This window comes from Streptomyces sp. Tu 2975 (genome assembly GCF_009832925.1).
Lineage (GTDB): Bacteria > Actinomycetota > Actinomycetes > Streptomycetales > Streptomycetaceae > Streptomyces.
The window spans coordinates 5,884,269-5,906,050 of sequence record NZ_CP047140.1 but is presented as its reverse complement, the minus strand read 5'-3'; the positions used below and the strand labels follow the sequence as shown (position 1 = coordinate 5,906,050).

Below are 21,782 nucleotides of genomic sequence, written 5' to 3'. Positions count from 1 at the left end.
GGCACACTCGGCGGCGATGAACATGTCCGGGATGCGGCTCAGAGGGCTGCGGGCAGCGATCTTCACGGCACTGGTCGTGACGCTGTCCGCCGCCTCGCATGTGCTGCTGTCCCGCGCCCCGCTTCCGCTCTCCACCGTCGCCGCCCTCGCCGCAGCCGTGTTCGCCGCCGCCTTCGCGCTGTCGGGCAGGGAGCGCGGGTTCTGGCGTATAGCCGGGCTGCTGATACCGCTGGAGCTGGCCGCGGACACGGTCTTCACCACCGGTCAGCATGTCTGCTACGGCCCTGCGGGGGGACCGATCGCCGGTTCGCTGCGCGCCGTCGGGTTCGACGTGCTGTGCGGCGGCGAGGTCGGCTCGGCGCTGCCGGGCACCGCGCTGCCCGGGGACGAGCAGGGGCTAGCGGCCCTGCTGAGCAGCCCCGACCCGGCGCAGCCATGGCTGCTGCTGGCCGCCCACGTCTGTGTCGGCCTGGTGGCCGCGGCCTGGCTGCGGCGGGGCGAGGCCGCGCTGGCGGCTATGGTGCGGGCGGTCGGCGCCGTCGCCTTCCGGCCGCTGCTGCTGGCGGTGGCCGCGGTGCACGCGCCCGGCCCGGCGCGGCCGGCATCACGTCCTGGACGGTACCTGCATCGCCCTTCCCGCACCCGTCTGCTGGTGCACTCCGTGGGACGGAGGGGACCACCCGTGGCGGTCGCGCTCTGCGCCTGAACCGGAGATCCCCTTTTCTTACGTCCCCGCACGACCCCACACGGAGTGAATCATCATGAGCAAGCGCAACAGCCAGGCCAACAAGGCGGCGGCCCGCGAGCGGCTGCGCGAGGAGCGCGAGCGGCAGGCCAAGAAGGACAAGGTCCGCCGGCAGCTCGTCGTCATAGGCTCGGGCATAGCGGTGCTCGCCGTCGCCGGCGGTATCGGCTTCGGCATCATGCAGGCGAACAAGCCCGGCCACTGGGAGTCGGTGGCCAAGGAGTCGAACGTCACCGCGCCGAAGAACACCTCCGGCAAGAACGGGACGACCGTCGTCGTCGGCAAGGACAGCGCGAAGAAGACGCTGGAGCTGTACGAGGACTCACGCTGCCCGGTCTGCGCGACCTTCGAGCAGGCGGTCGGCGGGACGGTCGACAAGGACGTCGCTGCCGGCAAGTACAAGATCAAGTACATCGGCGCCACCTTCATCGACGACGCCACCAACGGCGAGGGCTCCAAGAACGCGCTGAGCGCGCTCGGCGCCGCGCTGAACGTGAGCCCCGACGCCTTCCTCGCCTACAAGTCGGCGCTGTACTCGGCCGAGTTCCACCCCGAGGAGAACGACGACAAGTTCGCCAAGGACTCCTACCTCCTCGAGGTCGCCGACTCGGTGCCCGCGCTCAAGAGCAACGCGGAGTTCAAGAAGAACGTCGAGGACGGGACGTTCGACGCCTGGGCCATAAAGATGTCGGAGACGTTCGACAAGAGCGGGGTCAAGGGCACCCCGACCCTGAGGATGGACGGCAAGAACGTGACCGCGGAGGGCAGCGACAACGCGCCCATGACGGTGCAGGAGTTCAGCACCGCGATCGACAGGGCGCTGGCGGGCTGATACCCGCCCTCCCGGAAGCCGTCGGTGGTCCGGAGGGCGACACGCTGGTCTACCGCTCCGGATGGGCGGGCGAACTTTTTCCGTTCGCCCGCCCATTCGACGTACTGATCAGTAGTCTGATCGGCCGTGACCAGTCGATTTTCCTCAACTCCCAGTCGCCGCACGGTCGTCAAGGCCGCTGCCGCCACTGCTGTCGCCGCACCCGTTCTCGCGGCCACCGCCTCCCCCGCCGGCGCGGCGGACCAGGCCCCCGCATTCCTACACGGCATCGCCTCCGGCGACCCGCTGCCCGACGGCGTGCTGCTGTGGACCCGCGTCACTCCGAGCGCGGACGCCCTGCCCGGTTCCGGCAAGGGCCCCGACACCGAGGTGGCCTGGGAGGTCGCCGAGGACCGGGGCTTCACCCGGGTCGTGGGCCGCGGCACCACCGTCTCGAAGGCGGCCTTCGACCACACCGTCAAGGTGGATGTGCGCGGCCTGCGTCCGGGAACCTCCTACTGGTACCGCTTCACCGCAGGCGGCGCCGCCTCCCCCGCGGGCCGCACCCGTACCGCCCCCGCCACCGACGCGGCCACGCCGGGCGTGCGTTTCGGCGTGGTGTCGTGCGCCAACTGGGAGGCCGGCTGGTTCTCCGCGTACCGGCATCTGGCGGCCCGCGGCGACCTCGACGCGGTCCTGCATCTCGGCGACTACATCTACGAGTACGCCGCCGGCGGCTACCCGGCCGAGGAGTACGGCGTACGGAAGCACGCGCCGCTGCACGAGATCGTGACGCTCGCCGACTACCGGCTGCGGCACGCCACCTACAAGACGGACGCCGACCTCCAGGCGCTGCACGCCGCGCACCCGCTGATAGCGATATGGGACGACCACGAGTTCGCCAACGACGCCTGGTCGGGCGGCGCGGAGAACCATACGCCCGGCGCCGAGGGCGAGTGGGCGGCCCGCGTCGCGGCGGCCAAGCAGGCGTACTTCGAGTGGATGCCGGTACGGACGTCCACCGAGGGCACCGTCTACCGGCGGCTGCGCTTCGGCAAGCTCGCGGATCTGCATCTGCTGGACCTGCGTTCGTTCCGCTCGCAGCAGTCGGGCATCGGCAACGGCGATGTGGACGACCCGGACCGCACGCTCACCGGCCGGGCGCAGCTCGACTGGCTGAAGTCAGGACTCACTGCCTCCGACGCGTCGTGGCAGCTGGTCGGCACCTCGGTGATGATCTCGCCGGTCGCCTTCGGTTCGCTTCCCGCGCATCTGCTGGAGCCGATAGCCGAGTTGATGGGTCTGCCCAAGGGGGGCTGGCCGTCAACGTGGACCAGTGGGACGGCTACACGGACGACCGCAAGGAGCTGGTGGCCCACCTGACGCGGCACGGCATCGAGAACACCGTCTTCCTCACCGGCGACATCCACATGGCGTGGGCGAACGACGTCCCGGTCAGGGCGGCGACGTATCCGCTCTCGGCGTCCGCGGCGACCGAGTTCGTCGTGACGTCGGTGAGCTCGGACAACCTGGACGACATCCTCCATGTCGCGCCGGGGACCGTCTCGCTGGTCGCGTCCGCGGCGGTGCGCGCCGCCAACCGCCACGTGAAGTGGGTCGACATGGACGCCCACGGCTACGGCGTGCTCGACGTGACCGCCGAACGCTCGCAGATGGACTACTACACGATCTCCGACCGGACGAAGCAGGACGCATCGTCGTCGTGGTCCCGCTCCTACCGGACGCTCAGCGGAACGCAGAAGGTCGAGCGGGTGAACCAGCCGGTGCGCTAGGGGCGATTTCCAGCCACACGACGCCACGTTAACGGAAGATCACATCATCACGGCGGGTGGCGTGTTCCGCACCATCAATGCGGACACACCACCCGCCGTCGTCACTGCATTCGTTACGTGCACATCTCAAACCCCGGACACGGCCGAAACGTTTCTCCTCGATGTCCGTAATCACCCCTGGATTGATTGGGCTTGAAGGATCCTCATCAAGATCTGACATGCACCCGTAATCTCCCCGCGGTGGCCAGGAAAGGCCCCTTCACAACCCCCCGCGAGGAGACGTAATGCGCGCTCTTGCCCGTATATCCCCCCGACTGCGCCACCGCGCAGTCGGTACGGCGATCATGGCCGGAACCCTGGCCATCGCTCCGCTCTCCGCCCCGGGCAGCGTCGCCGCGCCGAAGGCGGCCGTATCGGCCGCCGCCACGGCCGAGGAGTGCGCCGAGGACGCGCACGCCGGCGCCGCCGCCAGGGAGACCCGTCCCGGTGCCGGCCACACCCACGAGCCCAACGAGATCTCCGAGGCCAAGGCGAAGGCCATGGACGCGGACCTCAAGAAGAGACTCGACTCCGCCCGCACCAGCGGCCGTGACTTCTCTGCCGCCGCCGCGACGACGATCCCGGTCTACTTCCACGTCATTCACGACGGCGAGACGGGCAAGCTCACCGCCGCGCAGATCAGCAGCCAGCTCGCGGTCCTGAACGCGGCCTACGCCGGCCAGGGCACCGGCAACGTCGACTCGGGCTTCCAGTTCACCCTGGCCGGCACCGACTACACGAACAACGCCGCCTGGTACAACCTCACTTCCGGCTCCACCGCCGAGAAGCAGATGAAGTCCACCCTCCGCCAGGGCGGCGCCGGCGCGCTGAACTTCTACACCGCCAAGCTCGGCGGCGGCCTGCTCGGCTGGGCGACCTTCCCGTCCTCGTACAACTCCAACGCCTCCATGGACGGCGTGGTCGTGCTCGACGCCTCGTTGCCCGGCGGCTCGGCCGCCAACTACGACGAGGGCGACACCGCCACACACGAGGTCGGCCACTGGATGGGGCTGTACCACACCTTCCAGGGCGGCTGTAACGGCAACGGTGACTACGTCACCGACACCCCGGCCGAGAAGAGCCCGGCGTACGCCTGCCCGACGGGCCGTGACAGCTGCGCCGGCAAGACCGGTGTGGACCCGATCCACAACTTCATGGACTACACGTACGACGCCTGCATGTACCAGTTCACCTCGGGCCAGGTGCAGCGGATGAAGGACCACTGGACGGCGTACCGCGCCTGATCGAACCGCCCCGGCCGGTCCGCCCGGCGCGCCCTGTGCGCACCGGGCGGACCGCCGTGCGCGACGTCACACACCGGGGTGGACCGCCGTGCTCGGCCTCCGCTTCTCAGAGCGTCTCCAGGAACCCCAGGGCCGTCCGCCAGGTCTGCTCGGCCGACGCCTCGTCGTAGTCGGGCAGATCGGGGTCGGTGAACAGATGCCCGGCCCCCGGACAGCGGTGCACCTCCACGTCCGCACCCGCCCGCTGCATCCGCAGGTACCAGGTGTTCAGCCAGTCGTGCGGCTCGAACGGATCCGGGTCGGCGACGTGCAGCTGCACCGGCAGGCCGTCCACGCTCGCGCCCTCCGCGATGTCGGACGTGCCATGGAGAAGCAGCAGCCCGCGCGCCTTCTCGTCCCCGAGCGCCAGATTCTGCGCGAGCGCCCCGCCGAGCGAGAACCCGGCGTAGACCAGCCCCTGGTCCGAGTAGGGCGCGGCGGCGTGGATCGCCCGCCGCAGCAGCTCGTCCGTGCCGATCTTCTCCCTGAGGTCCCTGCCTTCCTCGACGGTCCCGGCGGTTTGCCCGTCGAACAGGTCGGGCACGCGCACCTCGTGCCCTGCGGCACGCAGCCGGTCCGCGGCCGCGTGCACCGCGGGGCGCAGACCGAAGGTCGAATGGAAAAGGATGACGTTCATCCGGCCATCCTGCCAGCCGCCTTCACCGGCACGGAGTCATGGAGACATGGAGAACATATTGCGCCCGGCCGCCGTCCTCGGCGGAGCGGTCCTGCTCACCGTCGCGCTCGGCTGGGCCGTCGACCGCGTGCTGCGCCGGATCGACGACCGCCACCCGGAGACCCCCCTGTGGGACATGCTGCGCCGCTGCCGCCTGCCGCTCCAGGTGGTGGTCCTCGGGGCCCTGTTGAGGGGTGCCTACCGGGAGACCCGCTGGTCCCTCGTCGAGCGCCATGAGACGGCTGTCGGCCATGTGCTCTCGCTGGTCCTGATCGGCGCCAGCGCCTGGCTGGTGACCCGCATCGTGTCCGCCGCCGTGGAGTCCTCGTACACCCGTTACGCGTCCTCCACCCGCGACCCGGCCCGGGTCCGCAGGGTGCGGACCCAGATCACGCTGATCATGCGGATCGTCACGGCCGTCGTCGCCGTGGTCGCCGTGGCCGCGATGCTGCTGACGTTCCCCGGCATGGAGAAGTTCGGCGCCTCGATGCTGGCGTCCGCGGGCATCATCGGCATCGTCGCCGGTGTCGCGGCCCAGTCCACCCTGGGCAATCTCTTCGCCGGCTTCCAGATCGCCTTCGGCGACATGGTCCGCATCGGCGACACGGTGGTGGTGGACGGCGAATGGGGCGTCGTGGAGGAGGTCACCCTCACGTTCCTCGCCGTACGGACCTGGGACGAGCGCCGCATCACCATGCCGGTGTCGTACTTCACGAGCAAGCCGTTCGAGAACTGGTCGCGCGGCGGGGCCCAGATGACGGGGACGGTCTACTTCCAGCTGGACCACTCGGCACCGGTCGCCCTGATGCGCGAGAAGCTCAAGGAGATCCTCGCCGGCTGCAATGCCTGGGACGGCAGGGACTGGAGCCTGGCCGTGACGGACACCACACCCAGCACGATCGAGATCCGTGCGGTCGTGACCGCGAAGGACGCCGACGACATATGGACGGCCCGCTGCACGGTGCGCGAGCAGATGATCGCCTGGCTGCACGAGAAGCATCCGTACTCCCTGCCCCGGATCGCCACGGCCGCGGCCTCCCTGCCGCCGGACGGCCGGTGGCCGCGGCAGGCCGCTCCCCCACGAGAGGAAGAGATCCACAGCAACAACGCGGGGGACTACACGCCCACGAGCGACGAGGCCCCCCGCACGGGCCGCGGCTGACGGCGCCGGGGCATCGGAACACCGCCAGGGCCCGCCCGGCGGACCGGAGCCGGGGAGGCCCTAGAGGGCCCGCCGCATCGCCAGGTGCGCAATGCCGGCGTCCAGGAACTCGGAGCCGTAGGCCGCGTACCCGAGCCGCTCGTAGAACCCGAGCGCATGGGTCTGCGCGTGCAGGTCCACGGCCGCGAGTCCACGCGTCCGGGCCGCCTCCTCTATGGCGCGCACGAGCGCCACGCCCACGCCGAGGCCGCGCGCCGCCTTGCTGACCGCGAGCCTGCCGAGCGAACCGACCGTGAGATCGCCGCCGGTCTTCTTGAGCGCCGAGGCGCCGTGCAGCAACCGCCCGGTACCGAGCGCGCGGCCGTCCTCGGCCACGGCCAGGACATGGACGGTGTCCGCGTCCTCGGCGTCGAACGCGTCGTACTCGATCTCCTCCGGCACCTGCTGCTCGGCGACGAAGACCTCCTTGCGGACGGCGAAGCACGCCTCGCGGTCGGCCCGGCCCGCTGCCACCCGCACGCTGTACACCGTCACGCGCTCTCCGCCTCGATCCGGTCCAGCGCCTGCTGGAGGTCGGCCGGGTAGGTGCTCTCGTACTCCACCCACTGCCCGTCCGACGGGTGCTCGAAGCCGAGTCGCACGGCGTGCAGCCACTGCCGGGTCAGACCGAGCCGCTTCGCCATCGTGGGGTCGGCGCCGTACGTCAGGTCGCCCACGCAGGGATGGCGGTGCGCGGCCATGTGCACCCGGATCTGGTGCGTGCGGCCCGTCTCCAGCTTGATGTCCAGCAGCGAGGCCGCGCGGAAGGCCTCGATCAGGTCGTAGTGCGTCACCGAGGGCTTGCCCTCCGCCGTGACCGCCCACTTGTAGTCCAGGGTGGGGTGCCGGCCGATGGGGGCGTCGATCGTGCCGCTCAGGGGGTCCGGGTGGCCCTGCACCAGCGCGTGGTAGCGCTTGTCGACGACCCGCTCCCGGAACTGCTGCTTCAGCAGCGTGTACGCGCGCTCCGACTTCGCGACGACCATCAGCCCGGACGTGCCGACGTCGAGACGGTGCACGATGCCCTGGCGCTCGGAGGCGCCCGACGTGGAGATGCGGTAACCGGCCGCCGCGAGACCGCCGATGACAGTGGTGCCGGTCCAGCCGGGGCTGGGATGCGCGGCCACGCCGACCGGCTTGACGATCACGACGATGTCGTCGTCGTCGTGCACGATCTCCATGCCCTCGACGGGCTCTGCGACGATCTGCACGGGTGCGGGGGCCTGCGGCATCTCCACCTCGAGCCAGGCGCCGCCGTGCACACGCTCGGACTTGCCGACGACCGAGCCGTCGACCTGCACCTTCCCGGCAGCGGCCAGCTCAGCAGCCTTCGTACGGGAGAACCCGAACATCCGGGAGATGGCGGCGTCCACACGCTCACCCTCCAGGCCGTCGGGTACGGGCAGGGTGCGGATCTCGGGAATCGTACTCACCCGTCGAGTATGCCTTGTCAGTCCTTGTGGACTGTCCCGTCGGGGTCCAGGCCCTTGAACGACAGCAGCACGATGAGGACACCACCGCACACGATCGCGGAGTCCGCGAGGTTGAAGACGGCGAAATGCGCGGGCGCGATGAAGTCCACGACCGCGCCCTCGAAGACGCCGGGCGAACGGAAGATCCGGTCCGTCAGGTTGCCGAGCGCCCCGCCCAGCAGCAGACCGAGGGCGACCGCCCAGGGACCGCTGTAGAGCTTGCGCGCCAGCCGTACGATCACGACGATCACGGTCGCCGCGATGCAGGTGAAGATGATGGTGAAGGCCTCACCCATGCCGAACGCGGCGCCCGGGTTCCGTACCGCCTCGAACTTCAGCCAGTCGCCGATGATCTCGATCGGCTCGTGGTGCTCCAGCTTGGCCACCACGAGCAGCTTGCTGCCGAGGTCGAGCAGATAGGCGACGAGCGCCACCGCGAACAGCACGGCGATCTTGCGCTTGCCCTTCGGCGGCTCGGCGGGCGCCGCAGCCTCGTCGTCAACATCTGGCGTACCGATGATGCGCTCCGCCTCTGCCACGTGAGTCCCTCAACCCTAGGTTCCTGACTGAGGACGAGGGTACGGCACGCCTCCGCGCGGTCAGCCTCTGCGTTCCTGCTTCTGCTTGCACTCGACGCACAAGGTCGCCCGCGGGAACGCCTGCATGCGGGCCTTGCCGATCGGCTTGCCGCAGCTCTCGCACAGACCGTACGTGCCGGTGTCGAGCCGCTGCAGAGCGCGCTCCGTCTGCTCGAGCATCTCGCGGCCGTTGGCCGCGAGCGCCATCTCGTGCTCGCGCGTGATGTTCTTCGCGCCGGTGTCGGCCTCGTCGTCGCCGGCACCGTCGCCGGAGTCCCGCATCAGTCCGGCGAGCGCCGCCTCCGAGGACGTGATCTCCGCGTTCAGCCGAGCCGCCTCGCCCTCGAGTTCGGCCCGCGCCTCGTCCACCTCCTCCTGCGTCCACGGATCCTCACCGGGCCGCACCGCCAGCTCGCCCGGCGGTGTCGCGGCCGCCGCGGGGGGCGTGGAAACCGCCACCGCGCTCCCGCCTGCGCCTGATGCCCTACCCGCGGTCTTCTTCGCTGCCACCGTCCTGGCTCCTGTCTGCTGTGCGGCCTCGGCCGCCCCCTCGGCCGCGGGCGCGGCCTGTTTCGCGGCGGTCGCCCGGTCGGCGGCCTCCGTGGTCACCGGTGCGGGCGCCCGATCGGCGTCCGTACCGGCCTTCTTCGCGGCCCTGCGGGCCGTGGTCCTCTTCGCCGGCGCCGCCTTCTCTGCGCCGTCCGCCGTGGCGGCGGCCTTCCCGGCCGACCCCGCCTCGGCGGCGTCCTCGGCCACCGCCTTCTTGGCCGGGGTCGTCTTCTTGGTCCTGGCCGCCGCCTTGCCGGCGGTGGCCTTGTCTGCGGTCCTGGCCGCCGCCTTGCCGGCCGGGGCTGCTTCGGCTGCCGGCTCCCCGGCCGCAGCCTCGTCGGCCACGCTCGTCACCTTCGCCGCGGTCTTTTCGGCGCCGGCCTTGCCGGCGGTGGACGCCTTCTTGGCGGCCGCCTTCCTGGTCCTGGCCGCCGCCTTGCCGGCCGGAGCCGTCTCGGCTGCCGCCTCGTCGGCCGGGGCCGGCTTCGCGGCGGCCCCGGTCCGGTTGGTGCTCGTCGTGGTCGTGGTCCTCTTCGCTGAGGTCTCCTTGGCTGTCGTGCTGCCGGCTGCCGGCTCGGTCGTCCTCTTCGCCGCGGCCGAGGCCTTCCCTGCCGTACCTCCGGTCCCTGCCGCTTCCTCGGCCACCGCCTTCTTCGCCGGGTTCTTCCTGGTCGTCGACCGGCTCGCCGTCGTCCTGTTCGCCGGAGTCCCGCCGCCGGAAGCCTTACGCGACACGGATCTGCCGGTGGTGCGGGCCGCCGTGCCCTGTGATCCCGTGGCGGTCGTCTTGCGGGCCACCGGCTCCGCGGCGGTGCCGGCCGTCCCGGACGTGGACTTCCGGGGCGCGGCCTTCTTGCCGGATGGCTCCTGGGAGGCCGGCCTCCCGGACGTCGCCCCCGCGGCGGCGGAACGCGCGGACGCCGTCTTCCCGGCAGTCTTCTTCGCCACCATGGCCGCGGCCCCTTCACATATTGTGATCTTGCTCGCGAATCGTGCTGGGACGATAAATCGACCCCAGCCCCGCGGCAACGGGGCACGCCGCCGGTTCGGCCCGCCCCGCGCTGCGAGAAGCCGGGACTGCATCGGTTGTGCCCAGCTCTCCGCCGGGTAATCCGCCGTGCGGGCCGTACCGCACCCCAGGAGGAGGTCCACGTGACCGGTGTGGCCATTCGGGTCAACCGCGCCGCGGTCGAAAAGCGGTCGGACGCTCGACGTGGAGGCCCGTACACTGGGCCCAGCGAAAGGCTTGGATGGGGACGAGTAGCGGCGTACGCAGCCATGAGCGACCCGGGGACGGTGAGAGCCCGGGGGCGAGCGCGACGTGAAGCATCACCCCGGAGCCGCCGGAAGAAAGCCGCGGGCGTCCCGCGGCCGGTAGAACCGGCGTCGCGACCCCAATGAGGGGGCGGTGACCTGTGCACCGCCAAGGAGGGTGGTACCGCGGGAGCCGCGCAGCATCGGCGCTCTCGTCCCTCCGACGGAAGAGAAACTGTCCGCCGGAGGAGTTCGTAGATGACACCCCCCAGTACCGTCAGGTGCCGGCCCAGGTCGACCTGCCCGCGCTCGAGCACGCCGTGCTCGACTTCTGGCGCGAGAGCAAGATCTTCACCAAGAGCCTCGAGCAGTCCGAGGGCCGCCCGAGTGGGTGTTCTACGAGGGCCCGCCCACGGCGAACGGCATGCCCGGCGCGCACCACATCGAGGCCCGCGTCTTCAAGGACGTCTTCCCGCGCTTCCGCACCATGCGCGGCTACCACGTGGGCCGCAAGGCCGGCTGGGACTGCCACGGCCTGCCGGTCGAGCTCGCCGTCGAGAAGGAGCTCGGCTTCTCCGGCAAGAAGGACATCGAGGCCTACGGCATCGCCGAGTTCAACGCCAAGTGCCGCGAGTCGGTGACCCGGCACACGGACGCCTTCGCCGAGCTGACGACCCGCATGGGCTACTGGGTCGACCTCGACGACGCCTACCGCACCATGGACCCCGACTACGTCCAGTCGGTGTGGTGGTCGCTGAAGGAGATCTTCAACAAGGGCCTGCTGGTCCAGGACCACCGCGTCGCGCCCTGGTGCCCCCGCTGCGGCACCGGCCTGTCCGACCACGAGCTGGCGCAGGGCTACGAGACGGTCGTCGACCCCTCCGTCTTCGTGCGCTTCCCGCTGACGAGCGGCCCGCTCGCGGGCGAGGCCGCGCTCCTGGTGTGGACGACGACCCCGTGGACCCTGGTGTCCAACACGGCGGTCGCCGCACACCCCGACGTCACGTACGTCGTGGCGACGAACGGCGAGGAGAAGCTCGTCGTCGCCGAGCCGCTGCTGGAGAAGGCGCTCGGCGAGGGCTGGGACGCCTCCGGTCAGACGTTCACCGGCGCGGAGATGGAGCGCTGGACGTACCGACGCCCCTTCGAGCTGGTCGAGTTCCCGAGCGCCGGCGAGGGAACCGACAAGAGCCGTCCGGCGGAGGCGCACTTCGTCGTCAACGCCGACTACGTGACCACCGAGGACGGTACGGGTCTGGTCCACCAGTCCCCCGCGTTCGGTGAGGACGACCTCAAGGTCTGCCGCGCCTACGGTCTGCCGGTCGTGAACCCGGTCCGCCCCGACGGCACCTTCGAGGAGGACGTGCCGCTGGTCGGCGGCGTCTTCTTCAAGAAGGCGGACGAGGCGCTGACCGCCGACCTCGAGGCCCGCGGTCTGCTCTTCAAGCACATCCCGTACGAGCACAGCTACCCGCACTGCTGGCGCTGCCACACCGCGCTGCTCTACTACGCGCAGCCGTCCTGGTACATCCGCACGACGGCGATCAAGGACCGGCTGCTGGCGGAGAACGAGGCCACGAACTGGTTCCCCGACTCGGTGAAGCAGGGCCGGTACGGCGACTGGCTCAACAACAACATCGACTGGGCCCTCTCCCGCAACCGCTACTGGGGAACGCCGCTGCCGATCTGGCGCTGCGAGGACGACCACCTCACCTGCGTCGGCTCGCTCGCGGAGCTGTCCGAGCTGACGGGGACCGACCAGTCGGACCTGGACCCGCACCGCCCGTACATCGACGCGGTCACCTTCGACTGCCCGCAGTGCTCCGCCACCGCGACGCGCGTGCCGGAGGTGATCGACGCCTGGTACGACTCGGGTTCGATGCCGTTCGCGCAGTGGGGCTACCCGTACAAGAACAAGGACATCTTCGAGAAGCGCTACCCGGCGCAGTTCATCTCGGAGGCGATCGACCAGACCCGCGGCTGGTTCTACACGCTGATGGCCGTCGGCACGCTGGTCTTCGACAAGTCGTCGTACGAGAACGTGGTCTGTCTCGGCCACATCCTCGCCGAGGACGGCCGCAAGATGTCCAAGCACCTCGGCAACATCCTTCAGCCGATCCCGCTGATGGACCAGCACGGCGCGGACGCCGTTCGCTGGTTCATGGCGGCCGGCGGCTCTCCGTGGGCGGCGCGGCGCGTGGGTCACGGCACGATCCAGGAGGTCGTGCGCAAGACCCTGCTCACGTACTGGAACACGGTGGCCTTCCAGGCCCTGTACGCCCGCACCTCGGGCTGGGCCCCCTCGGCCGCCGACCCGGCCCCGGCCGAGCGCACGGTCCTCGACCGGTGGCTGCTGTCCGAGCTGCACGCCCTGGTGGACCAGGTCACACAGGCGATGGAGGCGTACGACACCCAGCGCGCGGGCAAGCTGCTCTCCGCGTTCGTCGACGACCTGTCGAACTGGTACGTGCGCCGCTCGCGCCGCCGCTTCTGGCAGGGTGACGCGGCGGCGCTGCGGACGCTGCACGACGTGGTGGAGACCGTCACGCGGCTGATGGCGCCGCTGACGCCGTTCATCACCGAGCGGGTCTGGCAGGACCTGATCGTCCCGGTGGCGCCGGACGCCCCTGAGTCCGTCCACCTGTCCTCCTGGCCGGAGGCCGATCTGGACGCCATCGACCCCACGCTGTCGACCCAGATGGCGCTGGTCCGCCGGCTGGTCGAGCTGGGCCGCGCGACGCGTGCCGAGTCGGGTGTGAAGACCCGCCAGCCCCTCTCGCGGGCCCTAGTGGCGGCGACCGGCTTCTCGGCGCTCTCCGACGAACTCCAGGCCCAGATCACGGAGGAGCTGAACGTCTCCTCGCTGGCGTCCCTGTCCGAGGTCGGCGGCTCACTCGTGGACACCACGGCCAAGGCCAACTTCCGTGCGCTGGGCAAGCGCTTCGGCAAGGGCGTCCAGGACGTGGCCAAGGCGGTCGCGGCCGCGGACGCCGCGGCGCTGTCCCTGGCGCTGCGGTCCGGCGAGGCGACGCTCGACGTCAACGGCGAGACGATCACGCTGTCCCCGGAGGAGGTCATCATCACTGAGACCCCGCGGGAAGGCTGGTCGGTCGCCTCCGACTCCGGTGCGACGGTCGCGCTGGACCTCGAGATCACGCCGGAGCTGCGCCGGGCCGGCCTGGCACGTGACGCGATCCGCCTCATCCAGGAGGCGCGCAAGAACAGCGGCCTGGACGTCGCGGACCGTATCGCGCTCCGCTGGGCCTCCGAGGACCCCGAGGTCACCTCGGCCCTGGCGGACCACGCGTCGCTGATCGCGGACGAGGTGCTGGCGACGGACTTCGCGGAGGGCGAAGCACCGGACGACACGTACGGTGCGCCGTTCACGGACGAGGGCCTGTCGCTCACGTTCCGCCTGCGCAAGGCGTAGCGCGCTCCAACCCCGCGGGCCCGGCCACGTCCGTGACCGGGCCCGTCGGCTTTCCCGGCCCGCCGGCTCGCTGTCGCTCACGTTCCGCCCGCGCAAGGCGTAGCGCGCTCCGACCCCGCGGGCCCGGCCACGTCCGTAACCGGGCCCGTCGGCTTTCCCGGCCCGCCGCTCCGAACGCCACGCGGGCTCTCCCCGGACCCGCGGGCCACCCCCGACCCCGCCAGCTTTCCGGACCCGGCGGGCTCTTCCGAACCCGCTGGCCCCGCCACCCGGGCGCGTGGGCCGGCGGGCCGGGCCCGAGGCACGCGTGCGCGCCGGGCCCTGGTGCGCACGCGTGCCGAGCCCCGAGCCCCGAGCCCCGGGCCGGGCCCCGGTGCGAGGCCGGGCGGGGTCGGCCCTCAGGTGGCGGGCGCGCGGAGGCCGCTGCGCGGCCGTTCCCTACCCGCCCTCCCCGGGATCGGGCGCTGCCCGGACGCGCTACCGCGCTCCGCGCGGTGTCCTCAAACGCCGGACGGGCTGGAATGCCCGCTACGCGGAACCCAGCCCGGTCGGCGACTCAGCCGCCGCCGGCCGGAGGAACTCCAGCCCCGCCGGCGTCAGAGGCGCGGGGGTCCGGGGGCGAAGCCCCCGAAACATCGCGCGGAGCGCGGTGCCGGGTCCGGGCAGAGCCCTGTCTGGGAAGGGGCGGGTAGGGGAACAGCCCGCCGCAGGCGCCCACGCACCCGCACCCGCCACGCGCAAAAGGCCGGGCCCGGAGTGCATTCGCACCCCGGGCCCGGCCCCGCAGTCTGCCGACGGCTACGCGCGCTGCGCGCGCAAGCCCGTCAGTTGTCGTCCTCGTCGATCAGGAAACCGCGCATCGGCGACGGCGCCTGCTGCATCGGCTGCGGCGCCTGCGGCCGCACCGGTGCCATCGGCTGGGTCATCGCCGGCGACATCTGCTGCTGGCCGCCGTACGACGGGCCGGACGGCGACGGCCCGTGGCCGCCCATCGTCTGGTTGCCGTAGGACGGGGCGCTCGCGCCGGCCGGTGCCATGGAAGGCGCCGGGGACGGCGGCAGCGACGCGGCCGCGGGCTGGCGCGGCGGGGCCAGGGAGTCGTCCGCCTGGGTCTCCAGCTGACGCAGCTGGCTCTCCAGGTAGGACTTCAGCCGGGTCCGGTACTCGCGCTCGAAGCCCCGCAGGTCCTCGACCTTGCGCTCCAGCGTGGCGCGCGCGGACTCGAGGGAACCCATGGCGACGCGGTGCTTCTCCTGGGCGTCCCGCTCGAGGGCGTCGGCCTTGGCGCGGGCGTCCCGCTCCAGGCCCTCGGCGCGCGAACGCGCCTCGCCGACGATCTTGTTGGCCTCGGAACGGGCCTCCGCGATCGCCTGGTCAGCGGTCTGCTGGGCCAGCGAGAGTACGCGCGCGGCGCTGTCTCCGCCGGGCCCCTGCCCCATCGGACCGGGACCCTGCGGGCCGCCGTGTCCGCCCATGGGGCCGCCCATCGGGCCACCCATGGGTCCGCCCTGCATCGGGCCGGGGCCCATGTGGCCGCCAGGACCCTGGGGGCCGCCGTGGCTGGGACCGGCCGGCAACTGCGGTGCTCCGCCAGGCAGCTGGGGCGGACCCATCTGCGGGGGCTGCTGCTGGACCGGCGGTCCCGATATGGCGGCGGGCACGGGGGCACCGGGCCCGCCCGGGCCGCGGCCGTCCTGGGGCTCCGGCGGTTTACGCATGCCCTGTTGCTGCTGCTGCTGGTTCTGCGCGGCGGCACGCGTCGCCGCGGCCAGCTTCGCGCGCAGGTCCTCGTTCTCGCGGAGCAGACGGGTCAGCTCGGACTCGACCTCGTCGAGGAAGGCATCGACCTCGTCCTCGTCATAGCCTTCTCGGAGGCGGACGGTCGTGAACTGCTTGTTCCGCACGTCCTCGGGAGTCAGCGGCATCTCTTCTTCACCTCTACGTAGTCGTCGGCAGTCGGCAGGACCGTATCGCTCACATCGAGTTCCCCAAGCCGCGCACGATGGAGATCAGGATGTAGACGATGATCATCAGAACGAAGAAGGACAGGTCGAGTGCCACGCCCCCGAGACGCAACGGCGGGATGAATCGCCGCAGAAGCTTGAGCGGTGGATCGGTGACAGTGTAGGTGGCCTCCAGAACGACCACCATCGCCTTGCCGGGTTGCCATGAACGGGCGAACTGGAAGACGTAGTCCATGACGAGCCGGAAGATCAGCACGACAAGGAAGCACATCAGCGCGATGTAGACCACATCCAGTGCGACGCCCATCCCGCGCTTCCCTCTCCCCTGACTCTCGTCTTCGCCGGCCGTTCGGCCGGGTCGTTCCCGGTGTCTTTTCTCAGCTCTGGTTGAAGAACCCGCCCTCTGCGATGCGGGCCTTGTCTTCCGCCGTGACATCGACGTTAGCAGGCGACAACAGGAACACCTTCTGCGTCACCCGCTCAATGCTGCCATGCAGACCGAAGACGAGTCCCGCGGCAAAGTCGACAAGTCGCTTCGCATCCGTGTCGTCCATCTCCGTGAGGTTCATGATCACGGGGGTGCCCTCGCGGAAGTGTTCCCCGATGGTACGGGCCTCGTTGTAGGTCCGCGGATGCAGCGTGGTGATGCGGTAGGGCTCCCGCTCGGACACGACCTTGGGCATGATCACCGGTGCACTCTTCTCCATGCTCGGGCGTTCAGGTGTGATGGATGCCACGGGGGCGATCCGCGCCGGGCGTCCACTGTCGACCGGGAGGGAAACCGGCTCACGCGGTGCGGGCGGCGCCGCCACACGCACCGGCTCCTCGCGCTCGATCTGGCGGGGAGGCTGGTGCCGCCGATGCTCCCGCTCGGGCTCCGGCTCGGGTTCGAAGTCGTCATCGGGGTCGAAACCCCGGCCGTCGTACCCATCGTCCTCCACGAGGCCGAGGTAGACCGCCATCTTGCGCATCGCGCCGGCCATTCTCTGAGTCCTCCGCTCTGTGGTGGATCGGCATTCGTCACCAAGTGCCCGCGATCCACTCGGTCTGCCCGCTTTGGGCGGGAATGACCATATTTTCTACTGTGGTCCGACTTGCTTCGCGACGTTACCCGAGCCGGGGTCGGACTCCGAGTACCGCCGTACCGACGCGCACATGTGTCGCTCCGGCCGCGACGGCCTGCTCGAGGTCCGCACTCATCCCTGCTGACACCATGTTCGCAGCCGGATGGACTGCGCGCAGGCTTGATGAGAATTCCATCAGCCGCTCGAACGCCGCCTGTTGCCGTCCCGCGTACGGTCCGGCCAGCGGCGCGACGGTCATCAGTCCGTCGAGCCGCAGTCCCGGTGAGCCGGCGACCGCCGCCGCCAACTCCTCGATGCCGTCCGGCGCGACGCCGCCGCGCTCCCCCTGCCGGCCCGACTCGGCGTCCAGCGCGACCTGGATCAGGCAGCCGAGTTCGCGTTCCGCCCGCACCGCGGCGGTGGAGAGGGCGGAAACGAGCTTCGGGCGGTCGACGGACTGCACCACATCGGCATAACTCGCGACAGAACGGACCTTGTTGGTCTGCAACTGACCGACGAAGTGCCAGCGAAGGTTCAGATCCGCGCAGGCGGCGGCCTTGGGGGCCGCGTCCTGATCACGGTTCTCCGCCACATGACGCACACCGAGTTCATGGAGAAGTCGCACATCGCTCGCCGGGTAGGTCTTGGTGACCACGATGAGGGTCACCTCGTCCCGCTCGCGGCCCACTGCCGCGCAGGCGGAGGCGATACGTTCCTCCACCGCCGCCAGGTTCTTGGCGAGTTCGGTTCTGCGGTCGGTCATGGGGTCTTCCGGTCCTCCAGCCAGACGTATCCGGCGAGCCGTCCGGTCGTGCGGTCACGCCGGTAGGAATAGTGGTCGCTCGATTCCAGTGTGCAGACCCCGGACCGCCGGCGGTCGCGCACACCGAGCGCCTCGAGCTGTGCGTGCACCCCGGCCGTGACGTCGACGGCCGGGGTCCCCCAGCTCGTCTCCGACCAGGCGGCCGGCTCGACGGCGGTCACTTCCGACCGCATCTGCTCGGGTACTTCGTAGCAGCGACCGCAGACGGCCGGTCCGGTACGGGCGATGATGCGCTCCGGCTCCGCGCCGAGTTTCCGCATCGCCTCGACGGCGGCGGGCACGACGCCCGCGATCATCCCGGGACGTCCAGCGTGCGCCGCCCCCACCACACCGGCGACCGGGTCCGCGAGGAGGACCGGTGTGCAGTCGGCGGTGAGTACGGCGAGGGCGAGGCCGCGCCGTGCGGTGACCAGCGCGTCGACCGCAGGTACGTCCGGGGTCGGCCACGGCCCCTCCACCTGGGCGACGTCGTTGCCGTGCACCTGGTTCATCCAGACCACCGACTCCGGGTCGAGCCCCAGGGACCTGGCCGCGATCTCCCGGTTGGCGAGCACGGCGCCGGGATCGTCGCCGACGGCCCCGCCGAGGTTGAGCTCCTCGTACGGAACGGCGCTCACCCCGCCCCACCGGTCGGTGAAGGCGAAGTGGGCGCCGCTCTCGTGTATCGCGTCGTGCTGCACCGTCACTTCAGGAAGTCCGGAACATCCAGCTCTTCCGCCTGGCTGTCCGGGTACGGTCGGGCCGTCGGGACCTGCGCCGGACCGGCCGGCGAGCCCAGGTCGCTCGCGACCGGAGCAGGCTCCGCGGGCGCCGGCTCCTCGCGCACGGGCACGGTGCCGAGCCCGGTGGAGCGGGGGCCGTCGGTACCGCGGGCCGAGGTCGGGGCCGGCTCGTCCCGCTTGTTGGAGGCGGAGCCGAGCACGTTCTCCCGGCGGGTCGGCGGCTGACCGCCGTCGAAGCCGGCCGCGATGACCGTGACCCGGACCTCGTCGCCGAGCGCGTCGTCGATGACGGCGCCGAAGATGATGTTCGCCTCGGGGTGGGCCGCCTCGCTGACCAGCTGGGCCGCCTCGTTGATCTCGAACAGGCCGAGGTCGGAGCCGCCGGAGATGGAGAGCAGGACGCCGCGCGCGCCGTCGATGGACGCCTCGAGGAGCGGCGAGGAGATCGCCATCTCCGCCGCGGCCACCGCGCGGTCGTCGCCGCGTGCCGAGCCGATGCCCATGAGGGCCGAGCCGGCCTCGGACATCACGGACTTGACGTCGGCGAAGTCGAGGTTGATCAGACCCGGGGTGGTGATGAGGTCGGTGATGCCCTGGACACCGGACAGCAGAACCTGGTCCGCCGACTTGAAGGCGTCCAGAACGCTGACCTGGCGGTCCGAGATGGACAGCAGCCGGTCGTTCGGGATGACGATGAGGGTGTCGACCTCTTCGCGGAGTTCGGCGATGCCGTCCTCCGCCTGGTTCGCGCGCCGCCGGCCCTCGAAGGTGAACGGGCGGGTGACCACACCGATCGTGAGGGCGCCCAGCGAGCGGGCGATGTTGGCGACGACGGGTGCGCCGCCGGTGCCGGTGCCGCCGCCTTCGCCGGCGGTGACGAAGACCATGTCGGCCCCCTTGAGGACCTCCTCGATCTCCTCGCGGTGATCCTCTGCCGCCTTGCGACCGACTGCCGGATTCGCTCCGGCGCCGAGGCCTCGCGTGAGTTCGCGGCCGACGTCGAGTTTGACGTCGGCGTCGCTCATCAACAGCGCCTGAGCGTCCGTGTTGATAGCGATGAACTCGACGCCCTTGAGACCGACCTCGATCATTCGGTTGATGGCATTGACACCACCGCCGCCGACACCGATGACCTTGATGACTGCGAGGTAGTTCTGCGGTGCTGCCACGTCGAAGGCCTCTCGCCTCGAGTTACGTGTCGCCGCCTCGCGGGGCCGCGCTGCGACGACTGATGTCGAATGGGGACGGCCCGACCAGCCGGCTGCCGACCCGAACCCTAACGCTGAAGTTTAGGGTTACCAGTGTGTCTGTTCCCTGGACTCTTCCGAACAGGACACTAAGTCGACAAGTGGCGCCCGTTCAACGAACACGCCGAACCTCCCGTTTTTCTTTTCACCCTATGTGATCACGCACAGCAATGACCAACCAGGGTGCTGGCCAGCACAGATGCGCGTCAACTCCCCGATGAGGCAGGGGCGCTGGGCGCGCTCACATCGAAGTGCCCGGCCTTGGGGGCTGCTTTCATGAGCGCTTCGAGCGCCCGCGCCTTCGCCTCGCCCTCCCCCGAGCTGCCCCACAACACGGTGCGATTGCCGCTCAACTCCAGGGAGATGTAGTCATATGAGACTACTTTCATGCTCTGCAGATCGGCTGCGACTTTCCCGGGAAGTTCACTTCTGACCCGGACCGCTTCCGCGACGAGACGGTCTCCTCCGAATCGGCTCAGACTTGGCGAGCCGTCAACTTGCAGCCGCAGCAAGGGAACACCCGCGGGCGCCTTGCCGACCGTGGCGAACCGCACTCCGGTTGCGTCCACTTCGACGAACTTTGCTCCCTTTTCGAGCAGCAGGACCGGCTTTCGTTCGGTAACGACCAGTTCGATACCGTCCGGCCACGACCGTTCGACCGCCACGGAGTCGATACGCGGCAGTTTCTGCCGCAATCCGGCCTCGATGGCGTCGGTGTCGACGGAGATGAGCGGAGCGCCGATCGGCACCGCCGCCGCGGCCCGGACCTCGCCGGGTGTGAGGACGTCGGTGCCCTTGGTCGCCACGCGCTCGGCGCGCAACCAGGAGGAGCCGTAGAGCAGCCAGACCGTACCGGCGAGGAGGGCGATGGCGCCGAGGGCGATCAGCAGGGAGCGGGGGCCGGGCCGCCGGAAACGGCCGGCGGGAGGGTCCTCGCGGCGCGGGCGGGCCTTGCCGTCCGGTCCCTCAGGTCCGTCCGGGGGCTTGCGCGCACCGCGTTCCGCGGTGGTCGGTCCGGCCACGCTCCCTGCCTTCTCACGCCTGCCGGCGTGCAGCAATCGCCTCGTACACCATGCCGACGAGCAGATCGTCGGCGTCCCTGCGGCCGAACTCGGCGGCCGCACGCGACATCTCGTACAGCCGGTGCGGATCGGCGAGCACCGGGAGGACGTTGCCCTGGACCCACTCGGGGGTCAGTTCGGCGTCGTCCACCAGCAGTCCGCCGCCCGCCTTGACCACCGGCTGGGCGTTGAGCCGCTGTTCGCCGTTGCCGATCGGCAGCGGTACGTAAGCGGCGGGCAGGCCCACGGCGGAGAGTTCGGCGACGGTCATCGCGCCCGCGCGGCACAGCATCATGTCGGCCGCGGCGTACGCGAGATCCATCCGGTCCACGTACGGTACCGGCACATAGGGCGGCATCCCGGGCATGTTGTCCACGCGCGGCAGTTCGTTCTTCGGGCCGACCGCGTGCAGGATCTGGATCCCGGAGCGCTGGAGCACCGGAGCGATCTGCTCGATCACCTCGTTGAGGCGGCGGGCGCCCTGCGAGCCGCCGGAGACCAGCAGCGTCGGCAGGTTGGGGTCGAGGCCGAAGGCGGCGCGCGCCTCGGGGCGGACCCTCGCGCGGTCGAGCGTCGCGATGGTGTGGCGCAGCGGGATGCCGATGTACCGGGAGTTGCGGAGCTTGCTGTCGGGCGTGGCGACGGCCACGCCGGCGGCGTACCGCGAGCCGATCTTGTTGGCGAGACCGGGGCGGGCGTTGGCCTCGTGGATGACGATCGGCACCCCGAGACGCTTGGCCGCGAGGTAGCCGGGCAGCGCGACGTAGCCGCCGAAGCCGACGACGCAGTCGGCCTTCGTCCGCTCGAGGATCTGCTCCGCCGCCTTGATGGTCCCCCGGAGCCGCCCCGGGACGGTGATCAGCTCAGGTGTGGGCTTGCGCGGCAGCGGAACGGCGGGGATGAGCGCCAGCTCGTAGCCGCGCTCAGGCACAAGCCTGGTCTCGAGACCGCGCTCCGTGCCGAGGGCTGTGATGCCCACGCTCGGGTCCTGCCTGCGCAGGGCGTCCGCGAGGGCGAGCGCGGGCTCGATGTGGCCGGCGGTCCCCCCACCGGCGAGTACGACATGCACC

General features: G+C 70.8%; 17 protein-coding genes and 2 pseudogenes. 6 read left to right on the top strand and 13 right to left on the bottom strand.

The window, feature by feature from the left end; all coding sequences use genetic code 11:
• Positions 1-16 precede the first annotated feature (16 nt).
• The 4 genes and pseudogenes from GLX30_RS26205 (at position 17) to GLX30_RS26190 (ending at position 4,632) form a co-directional block, all read left to right on the top strand.
• Complete coding sequence (locus tag GLX30_RS26205) at positions 17-706, top strand: hypothetical protein (RefSeq protein WP_159692919.1); 690 nt, start codon at positions 17-19, stop codon at positions 704-706.
• 55 nt (positions 707-761) lie between these two features.
• Positions 762-1,577 carry a DsbA family protein gene (locus GLX30_RS26200; protein ID WP_159692917.1) on the top strand — a complete coding sequence of 272 codons (816 nt, stop codon included), beginning with the start codon at positions 762-764 and terminating at the stop codon, positions 1,575-1,577.
• Positions 1,578-1,703: 126 nt separating this feature from the next.
• A pseudogene (locus tag GLX30_RS26195) lies at positions 1,704-3,349 on the top strand (alkaline phosphatase D family protein).
• A gap of 284 nt (positions 3,350-3,633) precedes the next feature.
• Positions 3,634-4,632: a zinc metalloprotease gene (locus tag GLX30_RS26190; RefSeq protein WP_244258288.1), complete on the top strand. Its 999-nt coding sequence runs from the start codon at positions 3,634-3,636 to the stop codon at positions 4,630-4,632.
• 106 nt (positions 4,633-4,738) lie between these two features.
• Here GLX30_RS26190 and GLX30_RS26185 read toward each other — a convergent pair whose 3' ends face one another.
• On the bottom strand, positions 4,739-5,308 hold the full coding sequence (locus GLX30_RS26185) for a dienelactone hydrolase family protein (RefSeq protein WP_159692915.1): 570 nt from the start codon (positions 5,306-5,308) through the stop codon (positions 4,739-4,741).
• A gap of 46 nt (positions 5,309-5,354) precedes the next feature.
• Between GLX30_RS26185 and GLX30_RS26180 the strand changes: the two genes are divergently transcribed.
• The gene (locus tag GLX30_RS26180) at positions 5,355-6,509 is read left to right on the top strand and encodes a mechanosensitive ion channel domain-containing protein (RefSeq protein WP_159692913.1); all 1,155 of its coding nucleotides are present in this window, start codon (positions 5,355-5,357) and stop codon (positions 6,507-6,509) included.
• A 60-nt stretch (positions 6,510-6,569) separates the two neighbouring features.
• On the opposite strand, the gene GLX30_RS26175 is transcribed toward GLX30_RS26180, so the two are convergent.
• From GLX30_RS26175 to GLX30_RS34425, 4 genes are read right to left on the bottom strand one after another with little or no spacing between them, the layout of a single operon-like run.
• On the bottom strand, positions 6,570-7,043 hold the full coding sequence (locus GLX30_RS26175) for a GNAT family N-acetyltransferase (RefSeq protein WP_159692911.1): 474 nt from the start codon (positions 7,041-7,043) through the stop codon (positions 6,570-6,572).
• Positions 7,040-7,981, bottom strand: coding sequence for an RluA family pseudouridine synthase (locus GLX30_RS26170; RefSeq protein WP_159692909.1), 942 nt, complete (start codon positions 7,979-7,981; stop codon positions 7,040-7,042). The genes GLX30_RS26175 and GLX30_RS26170 overlap by 4 nt, the downstream gene beginning before the upstream one ends.
• A 17-nt stretch (positions 7,982-7,998) precedes the next feature.
• Entirely contained in the window at positions 7,999-8,559 is a 561-nt protein-coding gene (lspA, locus tag GLX30_RS26165; RefSeq protein WP_159692907.1) for a signal peptidase II, read from the bottom strand.
• Between the two features lie 60 nt (positions 8,560-8,619).
• Positions 8,620-10,098: a TraR/DksA family transcriptional regulator gene (locus GLX30_RS34425; RefSeq protein ID WP_167306869.1), complete on the bottom strand. Its 1,479-nt coding sequence runs from the start codon at positions 10,096-10,098 to the stop codon at positions 8,620-8,622.
• A 584-nt stretch (positions 10,099-10,682) separates the two neighbouring features.
• Here GLX30_RS34425 and ileS point away from each other — a divergent pair.
• Positions 10,683-13,831 (top strand): annotated as a pseudogene (gene ileS, locus GLX30_RS26155) (isoleucine--tRNA ligase).
• Between the two features lie 824 nt (positions 13,832-14,655).
• Here the strand turns inward: ileS and GLX30_RS26150 are convergent.
• The 8 genes from GLX30_RS26150 to murG all read right to left on the bottom strand — a co-directional run bounded on the left by GLX30_RS26150 (position 14,656) and on the right by murG (position 21,781).
• Positions 14,656-15,756 carry a DivIVA domain-containing protein gene (locus GLX30_RS26150; protein WP_159692905.1) on the bottom strand — a complete coding sequence of 367 codons (1,101 nt, stop codon included), beginning with the start codon at positions 15,754-15,756 and terminating at the stop codon, positions 14,656-14,658.
• 49 nt (positions 15,757-15,805) lie between these two features.
• A complete protein-coding gene (locus GLX30_RS26145; protein WP_005318710.1) occupies positions 15,806-16,102 on the bottom strand; it encodes a YggT family protein in 297 nt (98 codons plus the stop codon).
• Positions 16,103-16,172: 70 nt separating this feature from the next.
• Positions 16,173-16,778: a cell division protein SepF gene (gene sepF, locus GLX30_RS26140; protein ID WP_159692903.1), complete on the bottom strand. Its 606-nt coding sequence runs from the start codon at positions 16,776-16,778 to the stop codon at positions 16,173-16,175.
• A gap of 124 nt (positions 16,779-16,902) precedes the next feature.
• Positions 16,903-17,622: a YggS family pyridoxal phosphate-dependent enzyme gene (locus tag GLX30_RS26135; protein ID WP_159692901.1), complete on the bottom strand. Its 720-nt coding sequence runs from the start codon at positions 17,620-17,622 to the stop codon at positions 16,903-16,905.
• Positions 17,619-18,368 carry a peptidoglycan editing factor PgeF gene (gene pgeF, locus GLX30_RS26130; RefSeq protein ID WP_159692899.1) on the bottom strand — a complete coding sequence of 250 codons (750 nt, stop codon included), beginning with the start codon at positions 18,366-18,368 and terminating at the stop codon, positions 17,619-17,621. Before pgeF ends, GLX30_RS26135 begins: the two co-directional genes overlap by 4 nt.
• Positions 18,365-19,573: a cell division protein FtsZ gene (gene ftsZ, locus GLX30_RS26125; protein ID WP_159692897.1), complete on the bottom strand. Its 1,209-nt coding sequence runs from the start codon at positions 19,571-19,573 to the stop codon at positions 18,365-18,367. The genes pgeF and ftsZ overlap by 4 nt, the downstream gene beginning before the upstream one ends.
• 284 nt (positions 19,574-19,857) lie before the next feature.
• Positions 19,858-20,673, bottom strand: a complete 816-nt coding sequence (locus GLX30_RS26120; protein ID WP_159692895.1) for an FtsQ-type POTRA domain-containing protein — start codon at positions 20,671-20,673, stop codon at positions 19,858-19,860.
• A gap of 13 nt (positions 20,674-20,686) precedes the next feature.
• On the bottom strand, positions 20,687-21,781 hold the full coding sequence (gene murG, locus GLX30_RS26115) for an undecaprenyldiphospho-muramoylpentapeptide beta-N-acetylglucosaminyltransferase (RefSeq protein WP_159692893.1): 1,095 nt from the start codon (positions 21,779-21,781) through the stop codon (positions 20,687-20,689).
• Position 21,782: the final 1 nt, after the last annotated feature.

Excerpts from the sequence above, each read along its gene's own strand:
- GLX30_RS26205 (WP_159692919.1), top strand. The coding sequence starts at position 17 with ATGAACATGTCCGGGATGCGGCTCAGAGGGCTGCGGGCAGCGATCTTC.
- GLX30_RS26200 (WP_159692917.1), top strand. The coding sequence starts at position 762 with ATGAGCAAGCGCAACAGCCAGGCCAACAAGGCGGCGGCCCGCGAGCGG.
- GLX30_RS26190 (WP_244258288.1), top strand. The coding sequence starts at position 3,634 with ATGCGCGCTCTTGCCCGTATATCCCCCCGACTGCGCCACCGCGCAGTC.
- GLX30_RS26185 (WP_159692915.1), bottom strand. The coding sequence starts at position 5,308 with ATGAACGTCATCCTTTTCCATTCGACCTTCGGTCTGCGCCCCGCGGTG.
- GLX30_RS26180 (WP_159692913.1), top strand. The coding sequence starts at position 5,355 with ATGGAGAACATATTGCGCCCGGCCGCCGTCCTCGGCGGAGCGGTCCTG.
- GLX30_RS34425 (WP_167306869.1), bottom strand. The coding sequence starts at position 10,098 with ATGGTGGCGAAGAAGACTGCCGGGAAGACGGCGTCCGCGCGTTCCGCC.
- GLX30_RS26150 (WP_159692905.1), bottom strand. The coding sequence starts at position 15,756 with ATGCCGCTGACTCCCGAGGACGTGCGGAACAAGCAGTTCACGACCGTC.
- GLX30_RS26145 (WP_005318710.1), bottom strand. The coding sequence starts at position 16,102 with ATGGGCGTCGCACTGGATGTGGTCTACATCGCGCTGATGTGCTTCCTT.
- sepF (WP_159692903.1), bottom strand. The coding sequence starts at position 16,778 with ATGGCCGGCGCGATGCGCAAGATGGCGGTCTACCTCGGCCTCGTGGAG.
- GLX30_RS26135 (WP_159692901.1), bottom strand. The coding sequence starts at position 17,622 with ATGACCGACCGCAGAACCGAACTCGCCAAGAACCTGGCGGCGGTGGAG.